This window comes from Micromonospora palythoicola (genome assembly GCF_036689795.1).
Classification (GTDB): Bacteria; Actinomycetota; Actinomycetes; order Mycobacteriales; family Micromonosporaceae; genus Micromonospora; species Micromonospora palythoicola.
This window is the reverse complement of the sequence record NZ_JBAGKI010000112.1, coordinates 1-8,794: the sequence shown is the minus strand read 5'-3', so window position 1 is coordinate 8,794 and position 8,794 is coordinate 1. Positions and strand designations below refer to the sequence as shown.

Genomic DNA, 8,794 nt, shown 5'->3' with positions numbered 1-8,794 from the left:
TTTCCTACCCCCCGCCCCCCCCCCCCACCGTCGTGTCTGACCGCAGCGCTGACGTGCCGGCGTGCGGCGGCCAACTCAGGGGCCGTGCGGGAACCATGCTCGAGACGACGCGGGCACCAGCAGCAGCACGCCGACGGCCGTGTATCCCACCATTCGCGACACCGTCAGTACGTCGATGTCGGGTAGTGCCGTCAAGCCGTACGCGATGTTGAAGGCGCCGAAGCCGACCGCCAGGATCCGGGCGCGCCCGACCTGGCGCCACAACCCGTACGCGAAGGCCAGCGAGAGGAGGATCAGCCCCACGGCGAAAATCGTCGACCTCGGCTCTGTCGCCCCCGGTGCGGTGCTCGTCTTGAACTGGACGGCCTGGATGGCACTCGCCAGCAGGAAGATAATCGCGGCCGCGACGACCGGGACGGGAACGCGTGGTTGACCCTCATCGATCATCGACACATGGTAGGTGTTGATCGTTTGCATCGACCAGGGCGGACGGACACGCGGTCGTCGGATCGGGGTGGCCGGGGGACGGGTCGTCAGGTGGTGACCGCGGCCGGTTCGGCCACGCAGGCGGTGCCGACGCGGCGGAAACCGACGCGCAGGTAGACCCGGGCGATCTCCTCGCTGCCCGCGGAGAGGAACACCAGGTCGGTTCCGTCGGCGAGCAGGGCGTGGGCCAGGGTGGCGGTGACCGCGGCGGCCAGGCCGCGGCGGCGGGCGCTGGGCAGGGTGGCCACCCCGGCGATCTCGGCGACGTCGCCGACCCGCATGGCCATCCCGCTGGCCAGCTCGCCCTCCTCGGGGGCGCCGGCAAGTGCCGAGAGGCGGGTGCCGTCGGCGATTCTGGCCCGCTCCTCGTCGACCGCCGCCGCGTCCAACCCGACCATGGCGGCGTCCCGCTCGGCGGCTCCGGCCTCGCCCCGCGTGGTGCCGGGAACGGCGAATGCTACCGCCGCCACGGCGCGACGGGCGGCCACCGCGTCGCCCAGGTCCTCGTCCGCCGGATCGAGAAGCCGTACCGACACGCCCTCGGCGGTATCCGGGTGGAGCAGGGTCACCGGATCGGGCAGGGCGGCCGGGTCGAGCACCAGCAGCGGCGCTTCGAGGACGCACAGGCCGGCCGAGCGGGCCACCGCGAGCAACTCCGGGTTGAGGTCGTGCACCCACTCCAGGGCCTCGGGCAGGCCGAGTTCGCGCTGGCGTGCCCGCACCGCGGCCACGTCGGCGAGGGTCGGCGACCCGGTGCCGTCGCGCCGTGGCCGGGCGTAGAACGGCCATCCCGGGCCTTCCCGGACGAACAGCACCAGACTCCCGTGATCTTCCACACGGGCCGCGTCCCGGGGCACCGCGTCGTAGAACCGTTCCAACCGGTCGAGGAGGTCGGTACGCTCGGAATCCACGGCGCGAGACTACATGTCCCAGAGTCTGGACGGTGTGATCAATCTGCACTGGCCTTGTGTGCCGGGCCCTAACGTAGACTCAATAGTCCGATACAGGGCCGACGTCGTCCCGACCATGATCCAGCCTGAGCGACGACAGGAGGCCCGGTGGCCCTTGCGTACCCACACCGCCCCCAGCCGGCGCCGCGAGAGGGCCAGGTAGCGTCCCCTGCCGGCCTGCACGACCCCGCGTACGAGCATGACGCGTGCGGCGTGGCGTTCGTGGCGGATCTGCACGGCCGACGCTCGCACACGGTGGTCGCCAACGGCCTCGGCGCGCTGTGCCGGCTGGACCACCGTGGCGCCCGGGGCGCCGAACCGAACACCGGTGACGGCGCCGGCATCATGATCCAGGTGCCGGACGCGTTCCTGCGCGCGGTGGTCGAGTTTCCGCTGCCCCCGGCCGGCGAGTACGCCACCGGTCTGGTCTTCCTGACCGACGACGACGCCGCCGAGGCCCGCGCCCGGCAGGTGGTCGAGAAGTACGCCCTGGTCGAGGGCGCCGAGGTGCTCGGCTGGCGGGACGTCCCGGTCGACCCGAGCGACCTCGGTGAGACGGCGCTGGCGGCGATGCCCCGCGTCCGACAGGTCTTCCTCGCCGCGAAGCGGCTCACCGACACCCCGGCCGGTCCGGCCGGCGCGGCGTTGCGCGGCGTCGAGCTGGAGCGGGTCGCCTTCTGCGTCCGCAAGCAGGCCGAGCGGGAGACCGCCGAGCGGGGGGTGCCGGCGTACTTCCCGTCGCTGTCCGGCCGGACGATGGTCTACAAGGGGATGCTCACCCCGGACCAGCTGCCCGCGTTCTATCCGGACCTGACCGACGAGCGGGTGGCCAGCGCCATCGCCCTGGTGCACTCCCGGTTCTCCACGAACACCTTCCCGTCCTGGCCGCTGGCGCACCCGTACCGCTTCATCGCGCACAACGGCGAGATCAACACCATCCGGGGCAACCGGAACTGGATGCAGGCCCGCGAGGCGTTGCTGCGTACGCCCGACCTGCCGGGCAACATCCGGCGGGTCTTCCCGGTGTGCACCCCGGCCGCCTCCGACTCGGCCAACTTCGACGAGGTCCTCGAACTGCTGCACCTGGCCGGGCGCAGCCTGCCGCACGCGGTGCTGATGATGATCCCGGAGGCGTGGGAGAACGACCCGGACATGCGCGCCGACAAGCGCGCCTTCTACCGGTTCCACGCCAGCCTGATGGAGCCGTGGGACGGCCCGGCCTCGGTCGCCTTCACCGACGGCGAGATCGTCGGCGCGGTGCTCGACCGCAACGGTCTGCGTCCGGGCCGCTGGTGGCAGACGTCGGACGGCCTGGTGGTGCTGGGCAGCGAGGCGGGCGTCCTCGACCTCGACCCGGCCACCGTGGTGGCCAAGGGTCGGCTACAGCCGGGCCGGATGTTCCTGGTCGACACCGTCGCCGGGCGGATCGTGCACGACGACGAGATCAAGACCGAGCTGGCCGCCGCCCAGCCGTACGCCGACTGGCTGCACGCCGGGCTGATCGAGCTGGACGACCTGCCGGCGCGCGAGCACGTCGTCTACACCCACGACTCGGTCCGCCGCCGCCAGCAGACCTTCGGCTACACCGAGGAGGAGCTGAAGATCCTGCTCGCGCCGATGGCGCGGACCGGTGTGGAGCCGATCGGCTCGATGGGCACGGACACCCCGATCGCCCCGCTGTCCACCCGGCCACGGCTGCTCTACGACTACTTCCACCAGCTGTTCGCCCAGGTGACCAATCCTCCGCTGGACGCCATCCGGGAGGAGCTGGTGACCAGCCTGGCCACCACCATCGGCCCGGAGGGCAACCTGCTCGATCCCGGTCCGGCGAGCTGCCGGCAGATCGTGCTGCCCTACCCGGTGATCGACAACGACGAGCTGGCGAAGATCCTCTGCATCGACGAGGACGGTGACCTGCCCGGGTTCAAGGCGGTACGGGTCTCCGGGCTCTACCGCATCCGGGACGGTGGGGCCGGCATCCGGGCCCGGCTGACCGAGATCTGCCGGCACGTCTCGGAGGCGATCGAGGACGGCGTACGGATCCTGGTGCTCTCCGACCGGGACTCCAACGCCGACCTGGCCCCGATCCCGTCGCTGCTGCTCACCGCGGCGGTGCACCAGCACCTGGTGCGGGAGCAGACCCGGACCCAGGTGGCACTGATCGTCGAGTCGGGCGACTGCCGCGAGGTGCACCACGCGGCGGTGCTGATCGGTTACGGGGCGGCGGCGGTCAACCCGTACCTGGCCTTCGAGTCGGTGGAGGACATGATCTCCACGGGCGTGCTGGCCGGGGTCGAGCCGCGGGCCGCGATCCGCAACTACGTCAAGGCGCTCGGCAAGGGCGTCCTGAAGATCATGTCCAAGATGGGCATCTCGACCGTGTCGTCGTACTGCGGCGCGCAGGTCTTCGAGGCGGTCGGGCTGGACACCCGACTCATCGAGCGGTATTTCCGGGGTACACCGAGCACGATCAGCGGCGTCGGCCTCGACGGCATCCACGCCGAGGTGGCCGCCCGGCACGCGCTGGCCTGGCCGGCGCCCGGCGCCGAGTCGGTCGAACTGCTGCCCGTGGGCGGCGAGTACCAGTGGCGCCGCGAGGGTGAACTGCACCTGTTCAACCCGGAGACGGTCTTCCTGCTCCAGCACGCCACCCGCAGCCGGCAGTACGACGTCTTCCGCCAGTACACCGCGAAGGTGGACGAGCTGGCCGCGCGGGCGGGTTCGTTGCGTGGGCTGTTCCGGCTGCGCGACGGTGTGCTGCCGCCGGTGCCGATCGAGGAGGTGGAGCCGGCCAGCGAGATCGTCAAGCGGTTCGCCACCGGCGCCATGTCGTACGGGTCGATCTCGGCCGAGTCGCACGAGACCCTCGCCGTGGCGATGAACCGGCTCGGCGGCAAGTCCAACACCGGCGAGGGCGGGGAGGACGTCGAGCGACTGCACGACCCCGCCCGCCGGTCCGCCGTCAAGCAGATCGCCAGCGGCCGGTTCGGTGTGACCAGCGAGTATCTGGTCAACGCCGACGACCTTCAGATCAAGATGGCGCAGGGGGCCAAGCCCGGCGAGGGCGGCCAGCTGCCCGGCAACAAGGTCTGGCCGTGGATCGCCCGTACCCGGCACGCCACCCCCGGCGTCGGCCTGATCTCGCCGCCGCCGCACCACGACATCTACTCGATCGAGGACCTCGCCCAGCTGGTGCACGACCTCAAGTGCGTCAACCCGGCCGCCCGGGTGCACGTCAAGCTGGTCAGCGAGGTCGGTGTCGGCACCGTCGCCGCCGGGGTGGCCAAGCTCAAGGCCGACGTCATCCTGATCTCCGGCCACGACGGCGGCACCGGCGCGTCCCCGCTGAACTCGCTCAAGCACGCCGGCACGCCCTGGGAGCTGGGCCTGGCCGAGGCGCAGCAGACGTTGCTGCTCAACAAGCTGCGTGACCGGGTCACCGTGCAGGTCGACGGGCAGCTCAAGACCGGCCGGGACGTGATCGTCGCGGCGCTGCTCGGCGCCGAGGAGTTCGGCTTCGCCACCGCCCCGCTGATCGTTTCCGGCTGCATCATGATGCGCGTCTGCCACCTGGACACCTGCCCGGTCGGCATCGCCACCCAGAACCCGGTGCTGCGCGAGCGCTACACCGGCAAGCCCGAGTTCGTGGAGAACTTCTTCCTGTTCCTCGCCGAGGAGATCCGCGGCTACCTGGCCGAGCTGGGGCTGCGCAGCATCGACGAGGCGATCGGGCGTACCGAGCTGCTCGACGTGGCGCCGGCGGTGGAGCACTGGAAGGCCGGTGGGCTCGACCTCGGTCGGGTGCTGCACCTGCCGGAGCTGCCCGAGGGCGCGGCCCGGCGCGGCGTACGCGCCCAGGACCACGGCCTCGAGCTGGCACTGGACAACGAGCTGATCGCGCTCGCCGAGCCGGCGCTGCGCCCCGCCGGTGCCGACGGGTCGGTGCCGTTGGTGCGGGCCGAGGTGACGATCCGCAACGAGCACCGCAGCGTCGGCGCGATGCTCGGCGGCGAGGTCACCCGCCGCCACGGTGGCGCCGGCCTGCCCGCCGACACCATCGAGTTCACCCTGCGCGGCACCGCCGGGCAGTCCTTCGGCGCGTTCCTGCCGCGCGGGGTGACCCTGCGCCTGCACGGCGACGCCAACGACTACGTCGGCAAGGGACTCTCCGGGGGCCGGCTGGTCGTCCGGCCGGACGCGGCGGCACCGTTCGTGTCCGCCGACGCCGAGGCCGGCGGCCGCGCCGAGGACCAGATCATCGCCGGCAACACCATCCTGTACGGCGCCACCGCCGGTGAGGTGTTCCTGCGGGGCCGGGTGGGGGAGCGGTTCGCGGTCCGCAACTCGGGCGCGGTCACCGTCGTCGAGGGTGTCGGCGACCACGGCTGCGAGTACATGACCGGCGGCACCGTGGTGGTGCTCGGTCCGACCGGCCGTAACTTCGCCGCCGGCATGTCCGGCGGTACGGCATTCGTCTGGAACCTCGACCGCCGCCGGGTCAACACCGAGCTGGTCGACCTGTCCGCGCCGAGCGAGGCGGAACGGACCCGCCTGCACGAGCTGGTGCAGCGGCACTTCGCCGAGACCGACTCGGCGATCGCCGAACAGCTGCTCAAGCGCTGGCCGGAAGCGGTGGAGGAGTTCACCGCCGTGGTTCCCCGGGACTACCGCCGGGTGATGGAGATCATGCGGGCCGCCGAAGCCGCCGGCCAGGACGTCGACGACGCGGTGATGAGCGCACTGGCGGCACCGGCGCCGCCGGCCGCCGCCTCCGCCGCGCCGGTAGCCCCCGCCCCGCGGGCGGTCGCCCAGGAGGTGGCTCGTGCCTGACCCGAACGGTTTCCTGCGCTACGGCCGGCGGGTGCCGGCCCGGCGGCCGGTGCCGGTGCGCATCAGCGACTGGCGGGAGGTCTACCCGCCGGCCGGTGAGGAACTGATCCGCGAGCAGGCCACCCGCTGCATGGACTGCGGCATCCCGTTCTGTCACGACGGCTGCCCGTTGGGCAACCGCATCCCGGACTGGAACGACCTGGTCCGCACCGGCAACTGGGACGCCGCCGTGGAGTCGCTGCACGCCACGAACAACTTTCCCGAGTTCACCGGTCGGCTCTGCCCGGCGCCGTGCGAGGCCGCGTGCGTGCTCGGCATCGCCGGTGGTGAGCCGGTCACCATCAAGCAGGTCGAGGTGGAGATCGCCGACGCCGCCGCGGCCGGTGGGTTGACGCCGCGCCCGGCGTCCGCGCCCTCCGGTCGGTCGGTCGCCGTGGTCGGCTCCGGGCCGGCCGGGCTCGCCGCCGCCCAGCAACTGGCCCGCGCGGGTCACGCCGTGACCGTGTACGAGCGCGACGACGCCATCGGTGGCCTGCTGCGGTACGGCATCCCCGACTTCAAGCTGGAGAAGCGGCACATCGACGCCCGGTTGGCGCAGCTGCGCGCCGAGGGGGTCGAGTTCCGGGCCGGGGTGAACGTCGGCGTCGACGTCACCGCCGAGCAGCTGCGCGCCCGGCACGACGCGGTGCTGCTGGCCTGCGGCGCGTTGCAGGGCCGGGACACCGACACGGCGGGCCGGCAGCTGCGCGGCGTACACCAGGCGATGGCGCACCTGGTGGCGGCCAACCGGGTGGTCGCGGCGGCCGGCGAGGGCCGGCCGGCGCTGGCCACCCTGGCGGACGGTACGCCGATCGACGCGGCCGGCAAGCACGTGGTCATCATCGGCGGCGGCGACACCGCGGCGGACTGCCTGGGCGTGGCGCACCGGCAGGGCGCCGCCGGCGTGCACCAGCTCGACCTGTACCCGCAGCCGCCGCGCGCCCGGGACGAGGGGCGCGACCCGTGGCCGACGTGGCCGTGGGTCCTGCGCGAGTACCCGGCGCACGAGGAGGGCGGCGAGCGGGTCTTCGCGGTGGCGGTGCAGGAGTTCGTCGACGACGGCACCGGTGCGGTGCGGGCGGTGCGGATCGCCGAGGTGAGCGTGGAGAAGCGCGACGGCCGGCGGATCGTCACGGTGGTGCCGGGCACCGAGCGGGAACTCCCCGCCGACCTGGTGCTGCTGGCGATCGGTTTCGAGGGCACCGAGGAGCAGCCGTTGCTGGCGCAGCTCGGGGTGGCCCGTAACGCGCGGGGCGCGGTCGACTCCCGGGCGGACTGGCAGACCGAGGCCGACGGCGTCTTCGTCGCCGGTGACATGCACCGGGGTGCGTCGCTCATCGTCTGGGCGATCGCCGAGGGGCGGGCCGCCGCGGCGGCGATCCACACCTATCTCGACGGCGTCGGCGCCCTGCCGGCCCCGGTCCACCCGGCCAGCCGACCCCTGGCGGCGCACTGACCGCCACCCGACGGCCTGGACGAGGCCGCGTTCACGCGGGAGGACCGCGCGGACGCGGCCTCTCCTTAACGGCTATTCACTTTATCCAGATGTTTCGATAGCATTACCGACCAGTAACAACCCTTGGCCACGCGCGCGGTTCTCGGGCTCCACCACCACCCCCGTGGAGGTCCGTCATGCCCCACCGTCCGTTGGCCCGCGCCCTGACCGCGCTGGTCGCCCTCCTCACCGCCGCCGTCGGCGCGCTGGCCGTCCCCGGCGTCGCCCAGGCCGCCGCGCCGATCCACTACGTCGCCCTCGGCGACTCGTACTCCTCCGGCGTCGGCGCCGGACCGTACGACCTGTCCACCTGCCTGCGCAGCCAGAAGTCGTACGCCCCGCTGTGGGCCGCCGCCAACAACGTGGCCAGCTTCCGCTTCCCCGCCTGCGGCGGAGCGAAGACCGCCGACGTGCTCGACGACCAACTGGGCTCGCTGTCCGCCACCACCACCATGGTCACCATCACCATCGGCGGTAACGACGCCGGCTTCGCCGACGTGATGACCGACTGCCGGTTCGGCAGCACCTCCACCTGCACCAACGCGGTGAACGCCGCGAAGGCGTTCGCCACCGGCACGCTGCCGGGCCGGCTGGACAACACCTACGCCGCCATCCGGGAACGGGCCCCCAACGCCCGACTGATCGTGCTCGGCTATCCCCGGCTGTTCGAGACCCGCTACTGCGGACTGCTGGCCATGAGCACCTACAAGCGCACCATCCTCAACGAGGCCGCCGACGTACTCGCCGCCGTGACCGCCGAGCGGGCCGCCGCGGCCGGCGCCACCTTCGCCGACACCCGACCCACCTTCGCCGGCCACGGCGTCTGCGGCGCCGCGCCGTGGATCCGGGACGTCACCGGGGTCATCGAGGCGTCCCACCCGAACGCCGACGGCTACCGCTACGGCTACCTGCCGGCGCTCAACGCGGTCACCGGCTGACCGCGCCGTGCGGCCGACGGTGCGGGTCGGGCCGTCGGGGGCGCGGGGGCGGGCCC

At 72.7% G+C, this 8,794-nt stretch carries 5 protein-coding genes; 3 read left to right on the top strand and 2 right to left on the bottom strand.

What is annotated here, in order from left to right:
• Positions 1–75: 75 nt before the first annotated feature.
• The gene (locus V5O40_RS27325) at positions 76–447 is read right to left on the bottom strand and encodes a hypothetical protein (RefSeq protein ID WP_332908123.1); all 372 of its coding nucleotides are present in this window, start codon (positions 445–447) and stop codon (positions 76–78) included.
• A gap of 86 nt (positions 448–533) precedes the next feature.
• Positions 534–1,397 (bottom strand): GNAT family N-acetyltransferase, encoded by an 864-nt coding sequence (locus tag V5O40_RS27320; protein ID WP_332908122.1) that lies wholly within the window; start codon positions 1,395–1,397, stop codon positions 534–536.
• Between the two features lie 147 nt (positions 1,398–1,544).
• On the opposite strand from V5O40_RS27320, the gene gltB reads away from it, so the two are divergent.
• The 3 genes from gltB to V5O40_RS27305 all read left to right on the top strand — a co-directional run bounded on the left by gltB (position 1,545) and on the right by V5O40_RS27305 (position 8,738).
• The gene (gltB, locus tag V5O40_RS27315) at positions 1,545–6,266 is read left to right on the top strand and encodes a glutamate synthase large subunit (protein ID WP_332908121.1); all 4,722 of its coding nucleotides are present in this window, start codon (positions 1,545–1,547) and stop codon (positions 6,264–6,266) included.
• Positions 6,259–7,761 carry a glutamate synthase subunit beta gene (locus tag V5O40_RS27310; protein ID WP_332908120.1) on the top strand — a complete coding sequence of 501 codons (1,503 nt, stop codon included), beginning with the start codon at positions 6,259–6,261 and terminating at the stop codon, positions 7,759–7,761. Before gltB ends, V5O40_RS27310 begins: the two co-directional genes overlap by 8 nt.
• A gap of 176 nt (positions 7,762–7,937) precedes the next feature.
• On the top strand, positions 7,938–8,738 hold the full coding sequence (locus V5O40_RS27305; protein ID WP_332908119.1) for an SGNH/GDSL hydrolase family protein: 801 nt from the start codon (positions 7,938–7,940) through the stop codon (positions 8,736–8,738).
• Positions 8,739–8,794: the final 56 nt, after the last annotated feature.